Here is a 24612-nt window from a genome sequence, read left to right as displayed (position 1 = left end):
CAGGTCAGGTTACGATTCGAAGTGTTAATACTTCAAATTTACTTGGTCTGCTTTTTTTGCGTAAATAGGTGTGTGTTTACCTTGTGTATGGCATAAATTTCCTGAAAAGCTGGTAGCTTAGTTTCATGAGAGACTAAGTTTTTAAGTCGTTGAAAATAACGTATGATTTTCAAAGCCATTGAACAAATTAAGACGCTTTTCCACAAATATAGTACTTAAACAATCTGAAAATTCAGTAATGTATATTGTTAATACTGTTAATTAATGTATTTAAATTAAAATCGCAATGTTTTCATAAAAAGCAAAAAAGTTGCCTAGTTGAAGAAGCTTATAAGATTAAGCTTCCTGCGCAACCTGCCTAGTCAAATAAATGAAAGCGGATTACATAGCTATTGAAATCGCTTACATTAACGATATATAATAAGCGTGTCATTAGGAAAGGAGATCTGCTGATGGATAAGTATCAAATGATTTATCAAGATATTTTAGCCGACTTAAGGGAGGAAAAATATCAACCGGGCGATTACTTGCCAAGTGACACAAAACTTGTGATGCGTTATGGAGTTTCTAGAGAAACCGTCCGTAAAGCGATGAACAGTTTGGCTGAGGATGGCTACGTTCAACGCCTAAAAGGTAAGGGGACTTTAGTGCTAGCAAAGAAGCACTTTATCTTTCCGGTATCAAAGATTGAAAGTTATCGGGAATTAGTTGATGAAATGCAATTATCATCGACCAATGACGTGCTGAAAATTACGCTAGTAACGACAATTCCACAAGAATTACGGTTTGAAGGTACTACATTAGAGCAAGCCATTCAAGTTGTGCGTCGACGCAATGTTGATGGTGAGCCGACAGTTATTGATTATGATTACATCAATTCAAGTGTAGTAACGGAAATTCCTAAAAGTGCAGCACAAGATTCATTATTTAGTTATTTTGAAAATCAGTTGGGTTTAACGATTGATTATGCGATTAAACATATTACGGTTGAAAGCGCATCGGTTGAGGATCGCCGTTGGCTGCATATCCCAGAGGATACTGCCATGGTTGTGATTCGCAGCGAAACCCATTTAGCTGATAATTCTTTGTTATCATTCACAGAATCTCGCCATCGAGCGGATCGATTTACTAGCGTTGAGTTTGCAAGGCGGCATAAGTAAGGAGGAAACAGTATGTTTGGATTTGGAAAGAAAGAAGAACCTTTAGCGGAAGATGAAAATCTATATACACCAGTTACTGGTGAGGTGGTTGATCTTACAACGGTACCTGACCCGGTTTTTGCGGGGAAGATGATGGGCGATGGGTTTGCAGTTGAGCCAACGGGTAGTGAGGTTGTTGCGCCAGTTGCTGGCCGGATTACGATGATTCAAGGACACGCCGTGGGGATTACCCGCTTTGATGGCTTAGAGGTATTGGTTCATATGGGAATTGATACGGTTAGTTTAAATGGTGCGCCGTTTAAAATCAAAGTTAAGGATGGTCAAGTGGTCAAGGGTGGACAAGTGATTGCATCTGCCGACTGGGAGCAAATCAAAATTGCAAAACTACCAACAACGACAATGGTCTTAATCACTAATACAGCGGACCATTTGGACCAAATTACAGTAAACACTGGGCAAGCAGCTGGCGGTACCATTGTGGGTAAAGCAACTGCCAAGTAAGAAGTAGGAGAAGAGAGATGGCTAAGAAAGACTACACTGATTTAGCAACTAAAATCATTGCTGGGGTGGGGGGCGCATCAAATGTTGAAAAGGTTATTCACTGTGTGACGCGTTTGCGTTTTTACTTGAAAGATAAGAACCAAGCTGACACAGCGGCGATTCAAAGTTTAGATGGTGTTGCGGGGGCTGTCTATAATGAAGGTTTGGGTCAATACCAAGTTGTAATTGGGCAAGCTGTGGCAGATGTCTATGATGAAGTTGTTGCCCAACTTGGTGTACAAGTTACCGATGATGCGGCAACTGACGCCGCCGTTAGTGCAACCACTAATAATAACAATCAAGGTCCTAAAAAGAATGTCTTTGTACGTAGTTTCCAAGCCTTAGTAGGGACAATTACTGGTTCAATGATTCCAATTATTGGACTATTGGCCGCCGGTGGTATGATTAACGGGCTTTTGACCTTAATGTCGACACCAACTTTGCTAAATTGGATTAATCCAAATTCTGACACTTTCGTGATTCTTTCATCATTAGCAATGGCACCATTCTACTTCTTGCCAGTCTTAGTTGGTTTCTCAGCTGCCAAGCAGTTGAAATCTGACCCATATGTAGTTGCGGCAATTGGTGGCTTTATGATTCATCCAGCCATTCAAAACTTAACAACGGCGCATATTGTTAACGGTAAAATTGTAACGCCAGCCTTGCTTGGTAATTTAGCTGGCGTACCATTGAATGCTAATTACTTTGGTTTGCCAATTAACATTCCATCATACGCTTATACAATTTTCCCAATTATTTTTGCCGCTTGGCTTGCTCGCCCGGTTGGTAACTGGTTGAAAGACCACCTACCATTGGCATTACGCCCAATTTTGCAGCCAATGATTACCCTCTTTGTAGTTGGTTCAATTGTCTTGATTGCCGTTGGTCCAGTTATTTCAATTATTTCATCTGGAATTGCTGCAATCATTACAACTTTGTTGAACTTGAACCTTGGAATTGCAGCCATTATCATTGGTGGTCTTTATCAAGTGTTGGTTATCTTTGGTCTTCACTGGATGGTTATCCCAATTCTTACACAGCAAATTGCACAAACTGGTCAGTCAAACATTAACATGATTGTTTCATTTACGATGCTTGCGCAAGGAACTGGGGCACTTGCCGTCTTCTTCAAGACTAAGAAGGCTGATCTAAAGGGACTAGCTGGTTCTGGTGCCTTATCTGCCTTTGCCGGTGTAACTGAGCCAGCAATGTATGGAATTAATTTGAAGTATGGTCGGGTCTTCCTAATGTCATCAATCGGGGCGGCTGTGGGCGCTGGTGTTGCCGGCTTCATGCACTTACACATGTACGGCTTTGCCGGTTCACTAATTGGTTTCCCTAACTTTGCTTCACCTAAGGACAATCCAAATAACTTTATGATTTTTTGGATTGCAACAATTGTGACGATGGTTGTGGCCTTTGTACTTGTCTACTTCTTCGGTTACAAGGATTCAGATGTTGAAACTGCTGGTGTTGAGAAGCGTAATGCTTTTAAAGACGCAGTTAAATAGTGAAAGTGAGCTAAGGTAATTATGGCAGATAAGACATGGGTTTTGACTTATGATGGGTTAGCTGACGGGAAACGTGCTTATGGACAAGAATCGCTCCTAACCCTTGGTAATGGTTATATTGGTTGGCGGGGAGCGCCAATCTTTGCCAAATTTGATGATGCTCATTATCCAGGTTTGTACGTAGCGGGTGTTTTTAATCAAACGCAAACTAAGGTAGCTGATCGGGATGTTGTCAATGAAGATATGGTAAACATGCCTAATCCGCAATTGTTTAATTTTTATCTGGCAGGGCAACAAGTTGAATTTAATCAAGAAACAATCGTAAAACGGCAGGTTAGTTTAGACTTTGCAACTGGTATCTTACATGAGACAGTGACTTTAGCTCTGCCAGCAGGCCAGTTAACGGTCGATTGGGAAAAGTATGTTGATCCAGTTAATTATCATCGTTTTGCATTGAGTGTTAACGTAATGGCTGACTTTGATACGGAATTACGGATTGAAAGTTTAATTGATGGTAGTATCTTAAATCAAAATGTTGAACGTTATCGGGCGTTTGATTCGAAAGAATATGATGTAACTGCCATTGAAGGGGACTTGTTGTTAGCGAAAACTCGCTCGAACCAACTTGATTTAGTTGTTGGTGCTAAAACTTATGGCCCAACTGGTGAATTTAGTAATCAAAATGCGACTGGAACCGAAGTGCAAATGGCCACGATGGAGTTACCATTAAAGGCTAATCAACCAAGTCGGTTTACTAAAGTAATGGCAATTGCGACTTCACTTGAATTGGCAGCGCCAAAAGAACAAGTATTAGCTGATTTGGCAAGTTCTGCCGAGGCAATTCGGCAGGCTAGTGTTGATTATTGGCAGGCTGTTTGGCAGGATGCTGATATTGTCTTAGATTCAGATGACCCAGATATGCAGAAAATGATTCGCATGAACATTTTCCATATTCGGCAGGCCGCACAACACAAAGCTAATCGTGATTTAGATGTTTCGGTTGGTTCACGGGGTCTCACAGGTGAAGGGTATCGCGGACATATTTTCTGGGATGAACTATTCGTAGTTCCATACTATGCTGCCAATGACCCCGAAACGGCCCGGGACTTATTACAATACCGGGTTCGTCGACTTAACGCAGCCAAAGCAAATGCGCAAATTGATGATGAGCAGGGGGCAATGTACCCTTGGCAATCTGGTCAGTATGGTGATGAACAAGCGCAATATATTCATCTAAATACCGTCAATAATGAATGGGAACCAGATAACTCACGACGTCAACGGCATATTTCATTAGCGATTGCTTATAATATGTGGATTTATACCCAATTAACTAATGATAAGACTTTCATGAATGACGGTGGTCTAGCGGTATTACTAGAAACCAGTAAATTCTGGCTGAATAAGGCCGAACTAGGTACTGATGGCCGTTATCATATTGCCGGCGTTATGGGCCCAGATGAATACCATGAGGCATATCCAGGCGCAAAAGAAGGCGGGATTACGGATAATGCTTATACCAATATTATGGTTGCTTGGTCATTACGTTGGTTGTTGGAGATAGCAGAAGATTCAGCCCTTGATTTTGCAAAGTTAGCAGCAGAGCATGACTTTGATCAGGCCCTACTGGATAAGGCAAAGCTTGTGGCAGATAAGTTGGCCTTGGTTATTGATGATAATGGGGTTGTTGCACAATATGCTGGCTACTTTGATTTAAAGGAAGTTGACTTTGCGGCTTATACTGAAAAGTACGGCGATATTCACCGAATTGATCGTCTCTTGAAGGCCGAAGGACTATCACCTGATGATTATCAAGTTGCTAAGCAAGCTGATTTCTTGATGGCAATTTATAATCTTGGTGCTAAGCAGGTTGCAACGCTAATTGAACAATTAGGTTATGACTTACCAGCTGATTGGCTAGCAATTAATAAAGACTATTACCAGGCACGCACTGTGCATGGTTCAACGACTTCACGACCAGTCTTTGCCGGCATTGATGTTACTTTGAACGAAAAGCAAGAGGCCTTAGAATATCTAACGACAGCAATTGGTTCAGACTTTTATGATATTCAAGGTGGCACAACTGCCGAAGGTGTGCACATCGGTGTAATGGGTGAAACCTTAGAGGTTATCCAAAATGAATTTGGTGGGGTGACCTTACGCGATGGTCGGATTGAAATTGAGCCAAATCTGCCACAAACCTGGCGTTATTTGAAATTTACGCAGTTCTTTAGAGGTGTCCGACTTAGAATTGAAATCAAACCTGATACGGTTACTGTAATGGCTGATAAGGCATTAACTGTGACAATTTTGGGCCAAGCAGTGCAACTGCTACCAAACCAAGTTACAGAAATTACTCGAGGTGAGAAATGATTACTTTTGATGAAATAAAGGGTTTTGCTTTTGATATGGACGGTGTTTTAGCTGATACCGCACGTTTTCACGCCATTGCTTGGCGGCAAATTGCTGATGAAGTTGGAACAACTTGGACGGAGGAATTAGCCGAAGCGCTTAAAGGAATTGACCGCATGGGTTCCTTAGATTTGATTTTGCAAGCTGGTGATGTAGCTGAACAATATGATTTACCCGCCCGTGAAGCACTTGCAAACAAGAAAAATGACAATTATCGAGCATTAATTTCTAAGTTGACCTCTGCGGATGCTTTGCCAGGAATTTTCCCTTTCCTTGATGAGCTACTAGCAGCTGGTTACAAGATGAGCATTGCTTCGGCATCAAAAAATGCACCGTTCATTGTCGAACGCTTAGGGATGGAAAAGTATTTTGATGCAATTGTTGATCCAGCTAGTGTTAAAGCTGGCAAACCCGATCCTGCGATTTTTGCAGCCGCAGCTGCGGCGATTGATTTGGCCCCTGAAGTCGTAGTTGGCTTAGAGGATTCAGCTGCCGGAATTAAGTCGATTAATGATGCTGGTGAACTATCAATTGGAATTGGTGACAGTACAGTCTTACATGAAGCGGCGTTGAACTTTGCTAGTACCGCTGAATTAAGCCTAGCCAAGATAGCAGAACAACTTCACTAATGAATAAGACAAGCCAGTGGGATTAGTGCCCACTGGCTTTTTTATTACGAAGTTAGCAGTTTGATGCAATTTACCAACTAAGTACATCATTCAAAGCGGTAATTAAACCTTTAATTTTACAGTTAAGGCAGAAGAAAGCTGGGATTTTTGGTATGATATAGAAAAGCGTCATTGGGCGAAAGAAGGATTAGTAAGATGTACAAAACTTTAATTTTTGATTTAGATGATACCTTACTTGATTTTAAAGCTGGTGAGCGTTACGGCTTAGAACAAATTTTTTTAGCTCATGGACTTGATGATTTAACAGCGGCTAATACCCAGTACCAAATAATTAACCAGGCGGTTTGGCAGCAAGTCGAGCATGGCGCGGATCGGACAAAATTATTAAACACTCGTTTTGCAAAATTATTTGCAGAATTTGGACAAGCGGTTGATGGACAAAAGGTTGAGCTTGAATACCGGCATTACCTTGATACTAACTATGCTCAAATACCAGATGCCCAGTTAGTTTTAGCAAACTTACATGATAAGGGTTATCGAATTTTAGCTGGGACGAATGGCGTTAAATTAACGCAGGAACGTCGATTAGCAGCCTCTGGGTTAGCCCCATACTTTGCAGCGATTTACACTTCAGAAGAAATCGGCTATGCTAAGCCAGCTAAGGAATTTTTCCAATACATTTTCCAACATGAAGCGCAATTAAGTTTAAGCGATACGGTTATGATTGGTGATGGCCTCAGTGCAGATATTCAGGGGGCCCAAATTTTTGGCTTAGACCGTATTTGGGTTAATCTAAAAAAGCAAAGTAATACAAGCGCCTTTAAACCAACACAGGAGATTCAGCGTTTAGTTGAATTGATGGAAGTACTTTAAAAAATGCAATCAGCACAGTGCTGATTAGATGAATAAGATAATAACGGAGAAAAATATGACAATGAAAATTGGCGACATAATTGCCGCAAAAGTTACCGATGAAAATGACCATTACTACTTTGCACAAGTTGATGGTTTGACTTATCAAGTAGCCAAGGATGAGCTAGCTAAGCCGCTCAATATTGGTAGCCTTGTTAGTGGCTTTGCCTATGAAAATGAACAACACCAATTACAAATTACTAAGAATGTACCAGCAGTGCGCCTCGGCCACTATGCTTGGGGGACGGTAACTGATATTCGACGTGACCTAGGGGTCTTTGTGGACATTGGTTTACCTAATAAGGATGTCGTTGTGTCAATTGATGAACTACCAACAATCAAGGAGCTTTGGCCACAACGGGGTGATCAATTAATGATTACACTGCGGGTTGATAACAAAGACCGGCTCTGGGGGGAATTAATCCCAATGGATATGCTCCAAGCAATCCGCATCCCAGCTAAAACCGATATGAAAAATAAAAACGTTCAAGCAACAGTCTTCCGCTTGAAGATGGTTGGAACCTATGTTATTACTAAGGATTTCAACTTTGGTTTCATTCATCCTGATGAGCGTTTGCGTGAGCCACGTTTAGGGGAAGTTGTAAATGCCCGGGTCATTGGTATGCGACCAGATGGTATTTTGAATTTGTCTTTGAAACCACGTGCTTATGAAGCAATTAGTGAGGATGCCCAAATGATTCTAACCTTACTAGAGCGTTCAAATGATGGTCAATTACCATACACAGATAAAAGTGATCCAGCAGCAATTAAACGCTACTTTGGTATGTCAAAGGGCCAATTCAAGCGGGCAGTTGGTAACTTAATGAAGGCTAGAAAAATCAGCCAAGATGAAGCTGGCTTGCATTTAGTTTCCGAGGATTAGCATATGACTGAGCAAATACCTTTTGATGCAGAATTACAGGATTATTTGCAATACGTGACTGTCGAACGCGGGTTATCAGCAAATACGCGCAGTTCTTACCGACAAGATTTACGGCTTTTCTTTGAGTATCTTAAAACAAAGCAAATTACGACTTTAGAGCAAGTTGACCGTTTTGTTATTTTAGCTTTTTTGGGAACGCTGGAAGAAGAAGGCAAGGCCCGTAATACGGTAATCCATATGGTAACCTCTTTGCGGAAGTTTTTTCAGTATGCACATCGCAACCAATTGGTGACAAATGATCCAATGCTACAGGTTGACCCACCCAAAAAAGGTCAGTATCTACCGGCGGTTTTGACCATTGCGGAGGTTGAAGCCCTGCTAGCAGCGCCTGATACCAGCACTAATTTAGGTATCCGAACCCGCACCATGCTTGAAGTGATGTATGCAACTGGTATGCGGGTCTCTGAATTGGTCAATTTAAAGTTTGATAATCTACATTTAGATTTAGGCTTGATTCAGACTGTTGGTAAAGGGGATAAGGAACGAATCATTCCAATTGGTGATATGGCTGCAATGTGGCTGGAACGTTATTTGCAAGATGTTCGCCCGTTACTGGGGCGCCAGCAAGATCCAACCATTATCTTTCTAAATGACCATGGCCGTCAGCTGACACGACAAGGTGTCTGGAAGATTATTAAACAATTAGTTGCCAGTGTTGGGATTACTAAAGATGTGTCACCACATACGCTTAGGCATAGTTTTGCAACGCATATATTAGAAAATGGGGCTGATTTACGGATTGTACAAGAATTATTAGGCCATGCGGATATTTCTACCACGCAAATATATACGCATATCTCGAATAAACGTTTGGCCGAAGTATATCAACGAAGTCATCCACGGGCAAAAAAAGATTAACGAGGGGAATTCAGCGCAGATGTTTATAGCAGCAAAAAATGAACAATCAAAAATTTTGATGGGGATGTTGTCTTATGCAACTGATTTAGTGGGCATTAATGCAGTTCAACGAGAGATTGAGTGGTACGAGCATAATGAGCAACGGCAGTTACTTTTATGGCGGACTAATGATGAACAATATCCAGTTTGTTTGGGCATTGAATCGCTTTATGGCACTGTTTTGGTTCGCCGAATAATTTTTAATCCTAGCCTAAGTGCGGGGGAACGTTTAGCATTAGGCAAAGAAATTTTACATGAGTTGGAGTTGCGTTTCCCTGATGAAGGCATTATTGGGACAATTGTCACCCAGCCAGTTTTGAATGATTGGCGGGAAAATTAGATGGCAGCAGCGGTTACTTATCATTTAGGCGATTTCGATGGCCCCCTTGATTTGTTATTACATTTAATTAAAATCAATGAGATGGATATTCTAGATATCCCGATTGTTAGTATCACAGAACAATATCTAGCTTTTTTGCATCAAGCAGAACAAAATGATTTAGATATAGCGGGCGAATTTTTAATTATGGCAGCGACTTTGATGAGTATCAAAGCACGTTACTTATTACCCAGACCAGAGCTTGAATTAGATTTAGATAACGACTTGGCTGAGGTGGATTATGAAGATGACCCACGGGAAGCCTTGATTGAACAACTCCTTGAATACCAGCGCTATCAAGTGGCGGCTGATGAATTAAGGGAGCGTGAAGATGCACGGCAGTTACAATTCTCCCGAAGCCCCTTGACCATTCCAGCTGATATTGATAGTTTGCCAGTGGCAGCAGGCTTGGAATTGACAGATTTGCAGTTAGCCTTTTCTAAAATGGTGCAAAAACGCTTGAAAAAGCAGGTTCAACCTAGAACTATGGCAAATGAAACATGGTCAATTCGCCAGCAAATGGTAACCGTGATGGCTAAGCTAGATCAAATGTCCGAATTAACCTTCGATGAATTATTTCCAGCTGAGGTTGGCAATGATTTGCTAGTAACGACCTTTCTAGCCATGCTTGATTTAGTAAGGCATCAACATTTATTTGTTCAGCAAATAAGCCCTTACGGGGTGATTACCCTAACTAAGGGAACAAAGCCTTTCTTAGCAGATGAAAATGAGGAAACAGTTTTTGATGAATAGTATGCAGCAAATTGAAGGCCTGTTGTTTGTGGCCGGTGAGGAAGGAATTTCGATTGCTGAGATTGCAGCTGCCACCGGTTTTGAACGGCCCGCCATTTTAGCTTTGATTAATGAATTAGCCGAGCGCTATGTGCAAGATGATAATTCAGCTTTAGCGATAATGCAGACTGAGGATAATTACCAATTAGTTACTAAAGCCGAGTTAGCAGCTGTGATTCATGAATATTTTACGGCACCGTTGACGACAGCTCTATCACAAGCATCACTTGAGGTATTAGCGATAGTTGCTTATCGACAACCGATTACCCGCGTTGAAATTGATGAAATTCGGGGCGTTCAATCACAAGGTACTCTACAAAAATTAGTTTTGCGTAATTTAATTGAAAGCCGGCAGCGGTCAACTGAACCGGGACGGCCTAACTTATATGAAACAACTGATTATTTCTTAAACTATTTTGGTTTGGTTAATTTAAAAGAATTACCACCATTAGTGGATGCGGAAATTCTTGAAAATTTGAAGTCCCAAAAAGATCAAACGGTACCATTGATGCCAGCTTTGTCATCGGATTTTGAGCTGACAGAGGACTTAGATTAGCTAAATTAAGTTGTTTGTTGACTTTACCTGGTGATTTTATGGTATGATTGCGGGTATTGTAAGTTAGTGACTATGAACAAAAAACCATCGTTGTTGGAAACGACGGGGGTGCCTAAGGAGAAAAAATGGCAGAAAGATTACAAAAAGTTATGGCACAGGCAGGGGTGGCTTCACGTCGCGCCTCAGAACAGTTAATCTTGGATGGCAAGGTAACTGTTAATGGTGATGTTGTAAAGACATTGGGTACTAAAGTAGAGCCAAGTGACCATATTGAAGTTAATGGTGCACCATTGGATAGTAAGGAAAAATTAGTATATTTTCTTTTGAATAAACCCCGTGGTGTCGTAACGACAACTTCTGATGATAAGGGCCGCCAGACGGTTATGGATATTATGGATGAGCCACAACGGCTCTATCCGGTTGGTCGCCTTGATTATGACACAACTGGTGCCTTACTAATGACTAATGATGGGGCTTTGGCAAATCAATTGATGCACCCATCTTATAAGATTGATAAGGTTTATGTGGCTAAAGTTAAGGGAATTCCGACTAATGATGAGTTGAAAGCCTTACGCTTAGGAGTACAGGTAAAAACCAAACAGGGTAAACGCTTTATGCGTTTTAAGGCAGCCCCTGCCAAGGCCGAAATTATCGGGACTGATTTGGCTAAAAAGACCGCTTTGGTCCGCTTAACGATTCATGAAGGTCGCTATCATCAAGTTAAAGAAATGCTCCGTACAGTTGGTCATGAGGTGATTAAATTGACCCGTGAGCGCTATGGAATGTTAGAGTTAACTGGATTACAAGCTGGTGAGTACCGACCTTTACGTTATGAAGAAGTTGAAGTGTTAAAAGCTGGCCGTCAATATCGTCGTTCGGCTGGGCGTCTATAAACTAACTGATTTATTAGCAATTAAAATAATCCGTCCTAAACGGTTAGCGCTAAGCAGCGGTCTTTGACTAGCTAGTGCTAATGCTTGGGATGGGTTTTTATTTGCTTAAAAATCAAATGGCGAGTTTGGTTAAATCCAAGCTTGTAGGTGTGTGGTTATGCTAAAATCATATATATGAACTAGTAAGATTAATGCACTCAGGGCGGTTGTCTTGCAAAGTGCAATACTAAACTGGTAAGCGAATTAGGAGGTCTTCCAATGAAGTTGCAACAATTACCACAAGAATTTATCGCAGCATTACCGATTTTGGAAAAAATTGAAGGGGCTGGGTATGAGGCATACTTTGTTGGTGGCTCCGTCCGAGATACTTTACTCGGTAAACCAATTCATGATGTCGATATTGCAACATCGGCTTTTCCAAAAGAAGTTAAGGCGATTTTTGAGCACACAGTTGATACCGGAATTAAACATGGGACAGTGATGATTTTAGATCAGGGGCAAGGTTATGAAACTACCACCTTTAGAACTGAATCAACCTATACTGATTTCCGTCGGCCAGACGAGGTGACTTTTGTCCGTTCCCTCGCTGAAGATTTACAACGCCGTGATTTTACAATTAATGCACTGGCCTTAAAAAGTGATGGGGAAGTAATTGACTTATTTGATGGCCTAAAAGATTTAACCGATCACCGAATCAGGGCGGTTGGAAAGGCCGAAGAGCGGTTCTTTGAAGATGCTTTACGTATGATGCGGGCTTTACGTTTTAGCAGTCAGTTAGGTTTTGAAATTGAAGCAACAACTTTACAGGCAATTCAAGATAATGCGGCCCTGCTTAACAATATTGCGGTGGAACGTATTAATACGGAATTCACTAAATTGTTGCTAGGTAAAAATGTTTGGTATGCAATTCTTGAACTACTCCGAACTGGGGTTCACAATTACTTGCCAGGTTTAGAAAATTCGGATATTGATTTAGTTGGTTTAGCTGATTTACTAAAGCAAGAGCAGATTGATGATGTAACAGTTGCCTGGATGTTATTAACATTTGAGTTAGGATTAACAGCGGATGACGCACAAATCTTTTTGAAAAGCTGGAAACATAGTAATGAGTTGATTAAAGTAGTTCGTAGTGGTTTGCGTTTGCTCAATCAACTACGGATAAAAGATGTGACTGATTGGCAACTTTATCAAGTTGGAACCGCAATTCAAGCGACCTTAAAGGTGCTTGATTTGTCTGAATTACCAATTGAAAGTACCAGCTTGCAAGTTCGATATGAACAATTGCCAATTAAAGAAAAGCAGGCGCTTGCCCTTAATGGTGGTGATTTAACCAAAACATTGGCGCTTAAACCAGGACCACTGTTTGGTAAAGTATTAGCTACACTCGAATATAAGGTTGTAATGGGTGAACTAGCTAATGATAAGCCGGTATTATTAAAAGCAGCGACTACAATAATCCAAAAAGACCAGCAAGGTAAATAATTAAGAACTAATCGAGGCAAATAAAAGATTATGAAGCAGTTACGTGCGACAGATTTAAAAAGCACCTATGGTGAAAAAGTACTATTGGATCAAGTATCCTTTCTAATTGAAACTGGTGATCGGGTTGGTATTGTCGGGGTTAATGGGACTGGTAAGACAACCCTATTAAACGCAATTGCTGGTACTAATCCAGCTGAAGGTGGTAGCGTTGAGGGACCAAATGATTATTCAATTGGTTACCTGGAGCAAGAACCAGCTTTAAATGGTGAGATGAAGGTTATGGAGGCAATTTTCGCCGGCGCACAGCCCATTTTTCAGTTGATTCGTGATTATGAAGAGGCTTTAAATGACTATGCTGAAAATCCAAATGATGAAAAAATTCTCAATCGCTATACACGCCTAGAAGCAAGAATGAATCAAGAAGAGGCATGGACGGCCGAATCAGAAGTGAAGTCAATTTTAACCCAACTACATTTGCCAGATTTGAATCTATCAGTGGCCGCTTTGTCTGGGGGACAACGTAAGCGGGTCGGCTTGGCACAAGTGCTAATTCAAGCACCGGATTTATTGCTCCTAGATGAGCCGACTAATCATTTGGACTTTGACTCAATTGCTTGGTTGGAAAAGTATTTAGCTGACTATAAGGGTGCGGTAATGACGGTCACCCATGATCGCTACTTCCTTGATCGCGTTACGAATCGAATTTTTGAGCTATCATTTGGTAAATTATATATTTACCAAGGTAATTATGAGCGCTATGTGACTGCCAAAGCTGAACGGGTTGAAGCTGAAAAAACGGCGGAGCATAAGTCAGCTCAGCTTTATCAAAAAGAATTAGCATGGATGAAAACTGGGGCTAAAGCCCGTTCAACGAAGCAAAAAGCGCGTGAAAATAATTTCCGTGAACTAGCGGCTCAACAAGGTACCAGGCAAGAAGATGGCGAGATTAGTGTCAACTTAGGCCAAGCACGTTTGGGTAAGAAGGTTATTAATATCATTGATGCCAACCTAACCTTTGATGACCGGATAATCTTAAAAGATTTTAATCAACTAATTCAAGGTAATGAAAGAATTGGTATCACTGGCGCCAATGGAACTGGTAAGTCAACCTTGTTAAATGCAATTGCCGGTAATCAGCAATTGGATAGCGGGCAAATTGAAATTGGTGAAACTGTTAAGATGGCCTACTATACGCAGGTAACTGAACCCATTCCTGATGATAAACGTGTCATTGCTTATCTAAGTGAGGTGGCTGAAGAGGTAACCGACCGTGATGGTAATAAGATTTCGGCAGCTGAGCTATTGGAACAGTTTTTGTTTCCACCATTTATGCACGGAACACTAATTCGCCAGCTATCGGGTGGTGAGAAGCGACGTTTATATCTGTTAAAGCTCCTAATTCAACAACCAAATGTTCTTTTGTTAGATGAGCCAACAAATGATTTAGATATTGCAACTTTGACGATTCTGGAAGAATATCTTGCCAGTTTTAATGGGACTGTAATTACGGTATCCCATGACCGATATTTCTTGGATAAAGTCGCCAATCAGTTGTTAGTCTTTGAAGGACAAGGGGTAATTGAACGGGCAAATGGTCGTTTTACTGATTATCTAAGTCAGGCCAGTGAAGTCAAACATGATAATAAACAAAGCAAGGCACAGGCTAAGCCCGCTGAACCAGTCAGTAAGAAGAAAAAGTTAACTTGGGCCGAACAAAAAGAATGGGAAACAATTGAGGATGATATTGCAGCCCTAGAGGCTAAGCAAGCACCAATTGAAGCTGCCATGATTGAAAATGGCGCTGATTTTGCAAAATTGAGTGAGTTACAAGCCCAATTAGAGCAGCTGAATGCTGACCTTGAGGCGAAAATGGAACGTTGGGAAGTTTTGTCGGAAATCGTTGAAAGTTAGGTATTAGGATGACAAAAGTAATCATGATTTGGGCACAAAGTCGGAATGGCACGATTGGCAAAAACGGGCAGATTCCTTGGCATCAGCAAGCAGATATGCGCTTCTTTAAGGCAACGACCTTACATAAAGTAGTGCTAATGGGGCGTAAAACGATGACAAGCTTTGGTGGGCATCCCTTGTCTAACCGAACCAATTTAGTGTTGACACGGCAGCCGGCTGAAAATCTACCAGCTGGTTTTAAAAAAGTAACGGACTTTGCAGCGGCCTTGGCTTTGGCTGAAGCGGCTAAGCAAGATTTGGTTGTGATTGGCGGTAAGGCTGTGTATGAATTGGCCTTTAAGTATGCCGATGAACTACTAGTCACTTATTTAGAAACCGAAATTGCGGGGGATGTTAGTATGGCCGCCCTTAATGAAACCAATTGGCAAAGTGAATTGATTTTTGCTGGGTCCGCGGATGAGCAAAATGATTATGCCTATCGAGTTATGCGCTATCGCCGTAAATAGGAGGGTCGTATGCTATTAGTGACTGACCTTGATGGAACTTTTTTAAAGGATGACAAAACTTTTAATCGGCCGGCTTTTGAAAAATTATTGTTAGCTTGGCGGAGAGCTGGACACCATTTTGCAATTGCATCAGGGCGCGAGCTAAAATGGATTGAGCGCTGGTTTGACGATTTATTAACTGAAATTGATGTAGTTGCTAGTAATGGGGCCGTTTTACAAAGAGTTGGTAGGTCACCAATAGCAGTCACGATTAGGCCAGCCAGTTACGTTGCGTTACAGGAACTAATCGATACCTATCCAGAAAAGCCAACCGAACTGCATGGATTTTCAACGCAAAGCATGTATTTGCATCAAGCCTATCCAGCAATGCATGCTGATAGTTTAGCCTTTGCCAAACAAGTATATAATTTGGTCTTAGTTGATGGTTTTCAGCAAGTTAAAGAACCGCTAACAACAATTACTGGACATTGGTCAGAAGTGGCGGCCGAGGAAATTATCAAAAAAATTAATCAAGCCGATTTGGCCCTTTATGCGACCACATCGGGATATGGTTCGGTAGATATTTTACCGGCGGGGGTCAATAAGGCGGTAACGCTAAAGCAACTTTTAGCTAGTAACGCAATGCAGACAACTGATTTAATTGCGGTTGGTGATGGGATGAATGACTTAGAGATGCTAGCATTAGCGCAACAGGGATACATCATGCCACAATCTGATCAACGTTTATTCGATTACAATTTTAAAGCTATTGATTTAGATAATAATCATGACGGTGTGTTAGCTCTAATGGCAAAACTTTTGACAGAATAAATATTCGACATTTATTCGCAAGGGGCGTAAAATAATCTTGATTAATATTTGCCGAATGGCTAAGAGGTAATGAATATGAAGTATGTGACCTTGATTTTCTGGATGGTCGTTTTGGGTGAGGTGCTAGGTTATATTGCATCTGCATTGGAAACTGTGCCATTTCAACCTGGTCCAGTAGCGATTTGGACAACGATTGTCGGAACACTTGGAACAGTTATTTTTGCTAAAATTTCTGCTTCAGCTAGTGATTCAAAAAAGTAATTAATTCGCTAGAGGAGAGCTAAGGAAACTTGGCTCTTTTTTTTGTATAATGAAAGTAAATAAAGAACTAATGGAGGTGGTAACATGGTCCCAATTCACACAAAAACAGCATATTCTTTGTTACAAAGCCCTATGATGCCAGCTTCTTTAGTTCAGGCGGCTAAAGAACGTGGCTATCAAGCTGTGGCATTAACTGATGAAAATGTCCTGTATGGTATGGATAGTTTTTATCGTGCAGCCCGTGAAAATGACTTACAGCCTTTACTTGGCTTAACTTTTGATATTGTTGGTATCCTACAAAGTGCTCAGCACTTTCCATTACTAGTTTTAGTTGAGAATCAGAATGGCTATGAAAACTTATTAAAGTTATCTTCACGTATCCAGACAAAGAATGAGCCTTTGACGATTGAAGAATTAGCTAATTATTTACCAGGGCTATTTATGATTTTTCCAGCAATGAGTGAATTCCATTACTTACTGAGTATTGAGCCCAGTCAAGCCCAGGCTTTATTAGATGTGCTACCTCAGTATGTTGACCTGAATCATGTCTTATTAGGCGTTACCTTAGGGATGGAGGAACATAATTTAAGCGCAATTAGGGAGTTAGCCGAAAAATTTAAAATCCGTTATGTGGCGACTGATCCAGTTAGCTATTTAAATCCGGCTGATTCATTTGCGGCGACAGTCCTACAATATATGAAAAAGGGCGAGACCATTACAAACCTTGGTGAAATTCGGCGTAATCCAGCTGATGAATATCTACAAGGTCGCGAGCAAATTGAGACTGCCTATCAAAGATTAGCTTTGGCACCTGCCGTTGAGAACACGGATTGGTTAGCCGCACAAAGCCATTTTGAAATTTCTAAAACGCAAGTGACACTCCCAGCCTTTAAAACACCACAGGGTCAAAGTAGTATTAATTATTTGCAAGAACTAGCTAAAAACGGCCTAGCAGCCCGACTGCAAAGTTTAACGAACCCAGAAATCGAGGTTTATCAAGCCCGCCTAGCTGATGAGTTAGCGGCGATTGAGAAGATGGGTTTTGCTGATTATTTCCTAATTGTTTGGGATGCACTAAACTTTGCGCATAAGAATAATATTCGAACTGGGGCAGGGCGTGGTTCAGCCGCTGGGTCACTAGTTGCCTATGTGCTTTGGATAACGGATGTTGATCCGATTAAGTATGACTTGCTTTTTGAACGCTTCTTGAACCCTAGTCGTGCACAAATGCCTGATATTGATATTGATGTACCTGATAATCGCCGTGAAGATATTTTAAATTATTTGCATGAACATTATGGACATGAACGTTTCGGACAAATCATTACCTTTGCGACTTTAGGCAATAAGGCTGTAGTTCGGGATGTTGCTCGGGTGTTTGGCCTAACCGTACAGCAGATCGATAGTCTAGCGCGCGTGGTGCCAAATGATCAAACATTAGATTTAGCCGTACAATCGAATCAAAAACTACAGAACGTTTTATTGGATTTACCGATTGATACCGAACTTTTTGTTGCAACGGTAAAGCAATTAACAGGATTACCTAGAAATAAGTCACTGCATGCAGCTGGAGTTGTTTTGTCTGCTCATCCGCTGGAAGAAACCGTTCCAGTTGAGCTGAATGAAGATCAACGTTTAGTAACGCAGCTAACCAAGGAGCCGGTTGAAGCGTTGGGATTATTGAAAATTGATTTCTTAGGGCTGTCTAATCTAGCTGTTTTGGAAATCGCACTTAATGAAGTGGCTAAGGACCCTCAGGCAAATTTCGATATTAATCGAATTGATTTAAACGATACGAAAACTTTAGCTGTATTTCAAAACGGTGCAACTGATGGTATTTTCCAATTTGAATCAGCTGGTATGAAACAAATGTTAAAGCAATTACAGCCAGATCGGTTTGAAGATATTGTGGCAGCGAATGCTTTGTTCCGCCCAGGACCTAGCCAAAATATTGGACACTTTATTGCACGTAAGCATGGTAAGGAAGCCCAGACAATTCCGGACGGAAATTTGCGCGATATTTTGGCGCCAACCTATGGTATTATCGTGTATCAAGAACAAGTAATGCGGGTTGCTGAAAGATTTGCTGCCTTTACACTAGCCGATGCGGATTTGCTAAGGCGGGCCATGTCCAAAAAAGATGGGCAAAAACTGACTAAGTTAAAAGAACAGTTTATTAGCGGCGCGCAAAGGACAGGGCATAGTTCAAAAGTTGCTGAGGAAGTGTATGGATATATTGAAACGTTTGCGCAATATGGTTTTAATCGATCACATGCGGTGGCTTATGCGAAGTTAGCCTTTCAACTGGCTTATTTAAAAGCCCATTTTCCAAGTGCGTTTTATAAGGCAGTTCTAAATAAGAGCTGGTCTGACAAGCATAAAGCACAAGTTTATATTGCTGAAGCCAGAGCGACTGGGGTTATTATTTTAGGGCCAAATATTAATAAGTCTTGGCAAGGTTTTAGTGTCGAACAAGGTCAGTTACAAATTGGTCTAGGTTCAATTGCGGGTTTACGGTCTGATTTAAGAAATGAAATCTTAGAACAACGACGGTTAAACGGACCGTTTAAAGATATGACTAATTTTATTGGACGTTTAAGTAACAAGTATCGAAAATTTGATTTATTAGAACCGCTGATATTTGCTGGGGCTTTAGATACTTTTGGACCAAACCGCCGTTCAATCTATGCGTCCTTAAAGGGCTTTATTGAGGCTGTTGGCTTGGCCGGTGAATCAATGAGTCTCTTCGAACGTTTTGCTCCCAAGATGCATGTCTTAGAAGAATATCCGTTGACTGAAAAGTTAGCGGAGGAGTATAAGTTACTAGGTCTATATATTAGTGGGCATCCGCTTGAAATGGTTTATCAAAAATTACCTGCAAATTTTGACCGGACTGATGTTAATGATTTAGTCGTGGGAATGGTAAATGTAAATTTGGCGATTTATATCGAAGCAATTAAGGAAATTCGCACTAAAAAGGGTGAACTTATGGCCTTTATTGATGGCATGGATCTTAGTGGTCGGCTCTCAATCACAGTTTTTCCTAATTTATATAAGCAAGTAGCTTGGTTGTTAAAGCCAAACCAAACCATTATGGTTCAGGGTAAAGTTGAGGCTCAACGTGACCGTGAGGGAATTCAAGTTATTGCTAATCAGATTACCAAAGCAGAGCAATTAATTAATCAGAATAAAAGTCAAATAGTTGAAAAAGGGCGTTGGTTTTTGAAAGTACAGTCAATGAACAATCAGGAAACCTTGATGCAAATTATCAAAGAACATCCAGGTGAAAATGCAATTGTAATAGTTGATGCCCAAACTGGTAAAAATATGTTATTAAAAAAAGAAAACTGGTTGGCTAGCGATGGACAGACTAAGGCGGCTTTAGTTGAATTGTTGGGTGCTGCTAATGTTTTTTACCGGCCAAATAATGACTTGACGTAAAAATCGCACAATTTGTGTGGATAAGTTATAATGAGTCAATAGCTACGTTGGATATGAAGCATAAACCAAGGCTGCGGGTGACAATCCCAACCGGCTTTGGTTTAAGAAGAGGAATGCGATGGCAGAAGTAAAAATTTTAACCGCCACAGACGTACATACGTTAGTGGCTGGATATATGAATGAAGAACATGTAGCTATGGTAGACCAGGCCTTTGATTTTGCGATGCTTTTGCATCAAGAACAAAAACGTAAGTCCGGTGAACCATATATTGTACATCCAATTCAAGTTGCTGGAATTTTGGCTGAACTACATATGGATCCAGATACAGTAGTGTCCGGTTATTTGCATGATGTAGTTGAGGATACAAATGCGACTTTAGGTGATGTCGAAGAACTTTTTGGATCCGATGTTGCTGCAATTGTTGACGGTGTATCAAAACTTTCTAAGATTAAGTACAAGTCATCTAAAGAACAGCTGGCCGAAAATCATCGAAAGTTACTTTTGGCAATGTCACACGATATTCGGGTGATTATTGTAAAGCTAGCCGACAGGTTGCATAATATGCGGACCTTGGGTGCCCTCCCAGAAGCCAAGCAAAAGCGCATTGCTTCAGAGACACTCGAAATTTATGCACCATTAGCAGATCGTTTGGGAATTATGACGATTAAGTGGGAGCTTGAAGATACTGCTTTACGGTATCTTAATCCTGAAGCGTATCATGAGATTGCTAATTCAATGCAGATGCGGCGACAAGAACGTTTGGATCTTGTTGACCAAGCTGTCAAAGAAATCAATAAAGCAATCGTTGAGTTGCATATTGAAAATGCCGAAGTCTATGGTCGACCAAAGCACATTTATTCAATTTATCGTAAGATGGTTGATAAGAAAAAAGCTTTTGATGAAATCTATGATTTATTAGCTATTCGTGTAATGGTCAATACAATTCCTGAAACCTATGCTGTCCTAGGGGCAATTCACGCACATTGGACGCCAATGCCCGGTCGCTTTAAAGATTATATCGCCCTACCAAAGGCCAATGGTTATCAAAGTTTGCATACATCAGTGATTGGTCCTGGTGGTCGACCATTGGAAGTGCAAATTAGAACCTATGCAATGCATGAAGTGGCCGAGTTTGGTGTGGCAGCCCATTGGGCCTACAAAGAAGGTAACTTTATTGGGGCTGATGTACAAAACGCAGACCAACAAAAATTAAATGTAATTCAGGGAATTTTAGAATTACAAGACGATGCTCGCGACGCTGATGATTTCATGGAGTCAGTTAAAGGTGATTTGTTTACTGATCGGGTCTACGCATTCACACCAATGGGAGATGTAATTGAACTTGCCAAGGGGGCCGGTCCACTAGATATGGCTTATAGCATTCATACGAATGTTGGTAATCATACCACGGGGGCAAAGGCAAATGGCCGAATTATTTCTTTAGATTACCAAATTAAGACCGGTGATATTATTGAAATAACCACTGCGCAATCAGCTAAGCCAAACCGTGACTGGCTCAATATTGTTTCAACCCGGCGAGCAAGAAATAAGATTCGCCAATATTTCCGTAAACTGGACAAAGATGAAAATATTGAAGCTGGTAAAAAGCTGCTAACTGAATATTTAGCGGCAGCTGGCTACAACCCAGAAGAACTTTTGGCTGAAGAACATGAGGCCAAAGCGCTTGAGAAGACCCATTTCAACACACTTGATGATTTGTACGCTTCAATTGGCTTTGGTGACTACTCAGTTCAGATGATTGGTAATAAGGTATCAGAAGATAAGCGGTTGGAGCTTGAAGAACAGCGGGCTGAAGAAGAGCAACGCGCAGTTTTGGAGGACCACCAGACTTTAGATATTGAGCGACCAAAGAAAAAGGCTTCTGGAGCGGATAAAATTGTTATTCAAGGCGTTGATAACGTCCTTGTTCGGCTTGGCCGTTGTTGTACACCAGTACCAGGTGATCAGGTGATTGGTTACGTGACGAAGGGCCGCGGTGTCTCTGTCCATCGTGTTGGCTGCCCAAATCTTTTAGCAGCGCAAAATCAAGGGCAACGTTTAGTTGAAGTTGGTTGGCAGAATCCAGTTGGTGATAATAAGACAGAGTATGATGCTGACTTTGCCGTAAATGCAACGAACCGCAATAAAATTTTAAATGAAATTATTCGAACGGTGAATAATACCACACGGTCATTGAAGCTCGTGAATGGGCGGACTGATAATAATGGTAATGTACACATTTCGATGACAGTTGGCGTAAAGAACCTTGAACAATTAGAACATATAGTTGATAGTATTAAAAATGTCAAAGATGTTTATGAAGTTGTCCGAACTTTTAAATAACTGAAAACAGGCTCAATGTATTACGATATCCTATCAGCTATCTGTATTTCAGAATGCTTTTTAACTGGGAATTAATAGATTTCACTTGGCAAAAGCAGACTTTTCTGTCATAATTTTACTGACCAGATAATTTATAATACAAGAGGGGTCTAGTATGGCAGAAAAATTAATCCAACTACGTGTTGAAGACGCAGTTAAAAATCAGGCAGATGAAATCTTTAAAAGTCAAGGTTTGACTACACAAACGGCAATCAAAATCTTCTTGACTCAAGTTGCAAATACAGGGCAATCACCTTTTGATAACCTATTCGTTAGTCACCAAAATAACAATCATTAATATTTAATTCGGTTGGGCGTATGCTTCAAGATAACTTAGTTGGGGAACTAAGGTCTTGGTGCATACGCTTTTTTGTTGAAAATTTGGAGGAGTGATGGAAATAATAATTTTAATTGTAGCTAGTTTAGTTTTAGGACTACTTGGTAAAAAAATGGGGCTAGCCTTAGTTGTTGGTCAGTTATTGGCGGGAATTGTATTAGGGCCAGCCGGACTGGATTTACTTAGCTATACACATTTGCTAGCTATTTTGGCTGAGGGTGGCGTTTTATTGTTGATGTTTAATGCGGGTAAGGAGACGAATATTCGTGGCTTATGGCAAGAAGGTCGTATGGCGTCCGCAGTTGCAATTTTGGGTGTACTCTTCCCTGTAGTAATCTTTTATTTTGCGGCAATTATCCTAGGCTATGGTAATCAAGAGGCAATCTTGTGGGGGATTACTTTTGCGGCAACATCAATCTCAATCACGATTGCGGTGTTGGCAGAACAAAGATTACTGGCAAAACGTTTAGGAACAGTTATCTTGGGAGCGGCAATTTTGGATGATTTCCTTGCCTTAGGTATGATTAGTATCTATACATTATTTGTCGGGACTAAAGGGATGAATCTATCAGCATTATTACCACTCTTTGCTTTTCTCATCGGTTTATTGGGCCAGAGAGTAATCGTAAGTAGTAAATTGAAATTTACTGATACATTAGGAGAATACGTTTTTTACCCCATTTTTTTTGGGTCAATTGGTTTGCGGATTGCACTGGGACAAACAGATCAGACTTGGCCAGTCCTAGTTGGCTTGATTGTTTTAGCAATTTTAACAAAGATTTTTGGGGCAGGATTGGGCGCTTATATGACAGGAGCCAATTTAAAGTTAGCTACTGCAATTGGTGCTGGGATGGTTTCACGTGGTGAGATGGCTTTGATTATTGCAAGTTTGGGGTTAGCTGCTGGAATTGTTGATCAGGGAGTTTTTAGTGAGTTAGTTTTGGTAATCATTATAACAACGATTATGGCACCAATTATTATGCGCCCACTCTTTAGTAAGGCTGACAGTTAAACGATAATTGCGCAAAAAAGATAAGTAATGCTATGATAAGTTCAATTAGCTTGAGAGGAATATGATGATGAAAACATTTACGGTTGATCCCCAATATTTAGTGGATATTATGCTTGGACAGAAGGTATTAGATGTTCGAGATACAGACACTAGTTATCGAGGAACAGTTTTAGTTGCATCAAATGGTATCCGCCAAAGTGGTTTGCCTACACGGATGGCAGGTGCCTTGGTCAATCTAAACGATGTAAAGCCCTTGAATGATGGCAGGTTTGAATGGCACTTTAATTTAGAGAGTCTGGTACGGCCTTTTAGAGTAATGGGTGCTGACGGATTATTTGATGTATCAACGGAAATAATCACTGAGCCGGTTAATTGGTATGACACGGCAGCTGAAAATGCAGCGCATGCTAAAATTGGCGCTTGGATTGACGGATATGTGACTGAGCATCCTGATTTAGAACGGATTCCACGGACTGATATTCCAGATGAAATTGCACAAATGGCAATTTCTTTTGATAAGTGGCGGTTAGCTTACTATCCATTTATTGAAAAGCCAAACAAACAGCAGAAATTAGCGTTCCGTAAGGTTCGCTATGACGTTGATGAAAATTAATTTTTGATTAATGAGTAGTAGTCTTATCCCAAATAAGGCTACTTTTTTAATTAATGACAAAAAGCTTGACGGGTGACAGGTTTATCTGTAATATAGTTTAAGTTGTCGCGGCGGTTAAGTCGCTAAACAACAAGGCAATCATACTTAAATTTAAAAATAAGTTCTTGACTTATGATGCTAATTTAGATATGATATAAAAGTTGTCGCAAGGCAATGTAGATCATTGAAAACT

22 protein-coding genes are annotated in these 24612 nt (G+C 40.7%); all 22 read left to right on the top strand.

From position 1 onward, the window contains the following. Positions 1–452 precede the first annotated feature (452 nt). The 22 genes from treR to TT13_RS02460 all read left to right on the top strand — a co-directional run bounded on the left by treR (position 453) and on the right by TT13_RS02460 (position 24380). On the top strand, positions 453–1160 hold the full coding sequence (gene treR, locus TT13_RS02565) for a trehalose operon repressor (RefSeq protein WP_027698537.1): 708 nt from the start codon (positions 453–455) through the stop codon (positions 1158–1160). Positions 1161–1172: 12 nt separating this feature from the next. Continuing rightward, positions 1173–1661, top strand: a complete 489-nt coding sequence (locus TT13_RS02560; RefSeq protein ID WP_027698536.1) for a PTS sugar transporter subunit IIA — start codon at positions 1173–1175, stop codon at positions 1659–1661. A 17-nt stretch (positions 1662–1678) separates the two neighbouring features. Then, the gene (locus TT13_RS02555; protein ID WP_027698535.1) at positions 1679–3211 is read left to right on the top strand and encodes a PTS transporter subunit EIIC; all 1533 of its coding nucleotides are present in this window, start codon (positions 1679–1681) and stop codon (positions 3209–3211) included. 21 nt (positions 3212–3232) lie between these two features. Continuing rightward, positions 3233–5584, top strand: coding sequence for a glycoside hydrolase family 65 protein (locus TT13_RS02550; RefSeq protein ID WP_027698534.1), 2352 nt, complete (start codon positions 3233–3235; stop codon positions 5582–5584). Next, complete coding sequence (pgmB, locus tag TT13_RS02545) at positions 5581–6252, top strand: beta-phosphoglucomutase (RefSeq protein ID WP_027698533.1); 672 nt, start codon at positions 5581–5583, stop codon at positions 6250–6252. The genes TT13_RS02550 and pgmB overlap by 4 nt, the downstream gene beginning before the upstream one ends. 195 nt (positions 6253–6447) lie before the next feature. Next, positions 6448–7125, top strand: coding sequence for a YjjG family noncanonical pyrimidine nucleotidase (locus TT13_RS02540; RefSeq protein ID WP_027698532.1), 678 nt, complete (start codon positions 6448–6450; stop codon positions 7123–7125). Positions 7126–7180: 55 nt separating this feature from the next. Continuing rightward, positions 7181–8047, top strand: coding sequence for a CvfB family protein (locus tag TT13_RS02535; protein ID WP_027698531.1), 867 nt, complete (start codon positions 7181–7183; stop codon positions 8045–8047). 3 nt (positions 8048–8050) lie between these two features. Continuing rightward, positions 8051–8965 (top strand): site-specific tyrosine recombinase XerD, encoded by a 915-nt coding sequence (gene xerD / locus TT13_RS02530; protein ID WP_027698530.1) that lies wholly within the window; start codon positions 8051–8053, stop codon positions 8963–8965. A gap of 19 nt (positions 8966–8984) precedes the next feature. Further along, complete coding sequence (locus TT13_RS02525; RefSeq protein WP_027698529.1) at positions 8985–9344, top strand: hypothetical protein; 360 nt, start codon at positions 8985–8987, stop codon at positions 9342–9344. After that, entirely contained in the window at positions 9345–10136 is a 792-nt protein-coding gene (locus tag TT13_RS02520) for a segregation and condensation protein A (RefSeq protein ID WP_027698528.1), read from the top strand. After that, complete coding sequence (gene scpB / locus TT13_RS02515) at positions 10129–10731, top strand: SMC-Scp complex subunit ScpB (protein WP_027698527.1); 603 nt, start codon at positions 10129–10131, stop codon at positions 10729–10731. Before TT13_RS02520 ends, scpB begins: the two co-directional genes overlap by 8 nt. 125 nt (positions 10732–10856) lie before the next feature. Next, entirely contained in the window at positions 10857–11624 is a 768-nt protein-coding gene (locus tag TT13_RS02510; protein WP_027698526.1) for a pseudouridine synthase, read from the top strand. A 258-nt stretch (positions 11625–11882) separates the two neighbouring features. Continuing rightward, the gene (locus TT13_RS02505) at positions 11883–13106 is read left to right on the top strand and encodes a CCA tRNA nucleotidyltransferase (protein ID WP_027698525.1); all 1224 of its coding nucleotides are present in this window, start codon (positions 11883–11885) and stop codon (positions 13104–13106) included. Between the two features lie 30 nt (positions 13107–13136). Beyond that, complete coding sequence (locus tag TT13_RS02500) at positions 13137–15017, top strand: ABC-F family ATP-binding cassette domain-containing protein (protein ID WP_027698524.1); 1881 nt, start codon at positions 13137–13139, stop codon at positions 15015–15017. 8 nt (positions 15018–15025) lie between these two features. Continuing rightward, positions 15026–15523, top strand: coding sequence for a dihydrofolate reductase (locus TT13_RS02495; RefSeq protein WP_027698523.1), 498 nt, complete (start codon positions 15026–15028; stop codon positions 15521–15523). 9 nt (positions 15524–15532) lie between these two features. Then, on the top strand, positions 15533–16333 hold the full coding sequence (locus TT13_RS02490) for an HAD family hydrolase (protein WP_027698522.1): 801 nt from the start codon (positions 15533–15535) through the stop codon (positions 16331–16333). A gap of 75 nt (positions 16334–16408) precedes the next feature. Beyond that, a complete protein-coding gene (locus TT13_RS02485; RefSeq protein ID WP_027698521.1) occupies positions 16409–16594 on the top strand; it encodes a DUF2929 family protein in 186 nt (61 codons plus the stop codon). Positions 16595–16678: 84 nt separating this feature from the next. Continuing rightward, entirely contained in the window at positions 16679–20035 is a 3357-nt protein-coding gene (locus TT13_RS02480) for a DNA polymerase III subunit alpha (RefSeq protein ID WP_027698520.1), read from the top strand. Between the two features lie 118 nt (positions 20036–20153). Then, the gene (locus tag TT13_RS02475; protein ID WP_027698519.1) at positions 20154–22379 is read left to right on the top strand and encodes a RelA/SpoT family protein; all 2226 of its coding nucleotides are present in this window, start codon (positions 20154–20156) and stop codon (positions 22377–22379) included. A 154-nt stretch (positions 22380–22533) separates the two neighbouring features. Next, on the top strand, positions 22534–22716 hold the full coding sequence (locus TT13_RS02470; RefSeq protein ID WP_027698518.1) for a type II toxin-antitoxin system RelB/DinJ family antitoxin: 183 nt from the start codon (positions 22534–22536) through the stop codon (positions 22714–22716). Between the two features lie 94 nt (positions 22717–22810). Beyond that, complete coding sequence (locus tag TT13_RS02465) at positions 22811–23767, top strand: cation:proton antiporter (RefSeq protein WP_052348513.1); 957 nt, start codon at positions 22811–22813, stop codon at positions 23765–23767. A 64-nt stretch (positions 23768–23831) separates the two neighbouring features. Beyond that, positions 23832–24380: a hypothetical protein gene (locus TT13_RS02460; protein ID WP_242868508.1), complete on the top strand. Its 549-nt coding sequence runs from the start codon at positions 23832–23834 to the stop codon at positions 24378–24380. Positions 24381–24612: the final 232 nt, after the last annotated feature.

It is taken from the genome of Weissella oryzae SG25 (genome assembly GCF_000691805.2).
Classification (GTDB): Bacteria; Bacillota; Bacilli; order Lactobacillales; family Lactobacillaceae; genus Weissella; species Weissella oryzae.
The sequence above is the reverse complement of the archived record's forward strand: the minus strand, read 5'-3'. Positions and strand labels throughout refer to the sequence as shown.

What these genes read in the sequence shown, in the direction of transcription:
- treR (WP_027698537.1), top strand. Translation starts at nt 453, where the DNA reads ATGGATAAGTATCAAATGATTTATCAAGATATTTTAGCCGACTTAAGG.
- TT13_RS02560 (WP_027698536.1), top strand. Translation starts at nt 1,173, where the DNA reads ATGTTTGGATTTGGAAAGAAAGAAGAACCTTTAGCGGAAGATGAAAAT.
- TT13_RS02555 (WP_027698535.1), top strand. Translation starts at nt 1,679, where the DNA reads ATGGCTAAGAAAGACTACACTGATTTAGCAACTAAAATCATTGCTGGG.
- TT13_RS02550 (WP_027698534.1), top strand. Translation starts at nt 3,233, where the DNA reads ATGGCAGATAAGACATGGGTTTTGACTTATGATGGGTTAGCTGACGGG.
- pgmB (WP_027698533.1), top strand. Translation starts at nt 5,581, where the DNA reads ATGATTACTTTTGATGAAATAAAGGGTTTTGCTTTTGATATGGACGGT.
- TT13_RS02540 (WP_027698532.1), top strand. Translation starts at nt 6,448, where the DNA reads ATGTACAAAACTTTAATTTTTGATTTAGATGATACCTTACTTGATTTT.
- TT13_RS02535 (WP_027698531.1), top strand. Translation starts at nt 7,181, where the DNA reads ATGACAATGAAAATTGGCGACATAATTGCCGCAAAAGTTACCGATGAA.
- xerD (WP_027698530.1), top strand. Translation starts at nt 8,051, where the DNA reads ATGACTGAGCAAATACCTTTTGATGCAGAATTACAGGATTATTTGCAA.
- TT13_RS02525 (WP_027698529.1), top strand. Translation starts at nt 8,985, where the DNA reads ATGTTTATAGCAGCAAAAAATGAACAATCAAAAATTTTGATGGGGATG.
- TT13_RS02520 (WP_027698528.1), top strand. Translation starts at nt 9,345, where the DNA reads ATGGCAGCAGCGGTTACTTATCATTTAGGCGATTTCGATGGCCCCCTT.
- scpB (WP_027698527.1), top strand. Translation starts at nt 10,129, where the DNA reads ATGAATAGTATGCAGCAAATTGAAGGCCTGTTGTTTGTGGCCGGTGAG.
- TT13_RS02510 (WP_027698526.1), top strand. Translation starts at nt 10,857, where the DNA reads ATGGCAGAAAGATTACAAAAAGTTATGGCACAGGCAGGGGTGGCTTCA.
- TT13_RS02505 (WP_027698525.1), top strand. Translation starts at nt 11,883, where the DNA reads ATGAAGTTGCAACAATTACCACAAGAATTTATCGCAGCATTACCGATT.
- TT13_RS02500 (WP_027698524.1), top strand. Translation starts at nt 13,137, where the DNA reads ATGAAGCAGTTACGTGCGACAGATTTAAAAAGCACCTATGGTGAAAAA.
- TT13_RS02495 (WP_027698523.1), top strand. Translation starts at nt 15,026, where the DNA reads ATGACAAAAGTAATCATGATTTGGGCACAAAGTCGGAATGGCACGATT.
- TT13_RS02490 (WP_027698522.1), top strand. Translation starts at nt 15,533, where the DNA reads ATGCTATTAGTGACTGACCTTGATGGAACTTTTTTAAAGGATGACAAA.
- TT13_RS02485 (WP_027698521.1), top strand. Translation starts at nt 16,409, where the DNA reads ATGAAGTATGTGACCTTGATTTTCTGGATGGTCGTTTTGGGTGAGGTG.
- TT13_RS02480 (WP_027698520.1), top strand. Translation starts at nt 16,679, where the DNA reads ATGGTCCCAATTCACACAAAAACAGCATATTCTTTGTTACAAAGCCCT.
- TT13_RS02475 (WP_027698519.1), top strand. Translation starts at nt 20,154, where the DNA reads ATGGCAGAAGTAAAAATTTTAACCGCCACAGACGTACATACGTTAGTG.
- TT13_RS02470 (WP_027698518.1), top strand. Translation starts at nt 22,534, where the DNA reads ATGGCAGAAAAATTAATCCAACTACGTGTTGAAGACGCAGTTAAAAAT.
- TT13_RS02465 (WP_052348513.1), top strand. Translation starts at nt 22,811, where the DNA reads ATGGAAATAATAATTTTAATTGTAGCTAGTTTAGTTTTAGGACTACTT.
- TT13_RS02460 (WP_242868508.1), top strand. Translation starts at nt 23,832, where the DNA reads ATGATGAAAACATTTACGGTTGATCCCCAATATTTAGTGGATATTATG.